The following is a 333-nucleotide window of genomic DNA, read 5'->3' as shown; positions in this document are numbered from 1 at the left end:
AACTTCGCAATGTTGCTCGAGAATCAGGTTTTGTACAACGATTGAAGAAGATAATGCCGGAAGATTTCTTAAGTATATGTGCCTTCTTACATGAAAAAGTTGGTACGGAGGGACTAGGACAGCTCTGTGCCTCCCTTTCTCGTGAATCAGAAATATCCATATCTAAACAAGCCTTACATCAACGATTAGACGAGAAAGGAGTGGCTTTTTTAAAACAAGTTTTTATGCGGTTAGCAGAAAAACAACAGATGTTATCGTTACCGTCTCCATCTGATTATCCTTTTTCTCGGATCCGTATCTTGGATGGCACATCCTTTCAAGTAAAAAAGAACA

General features: G+C 39.0%; 1 pseudogene. It reads left to right on the top strand.

Going from position 1 to position 333, the window contains the following annotated elements:
• A pseudogene (locus tag ABDZ84_RS12180) lies at positions 1–333 on the top strand (IS4-like element ISHaha1 family transposase); the annotation flags it as partial.

The organism is Virgibacillus salarius (genome assembly GCF_039521925.1).
GTDB lineage: Bacteria > Bacillota > Bacilli > Bacillales > Amphibacillaceae > Virgibacillus > Virgibacillus salarius.
The sequence above is the reverse complement of the archived record's forward strand: the minus strand, read 5'-3'. Positions and strand labels throughout refer to the sequence as shown.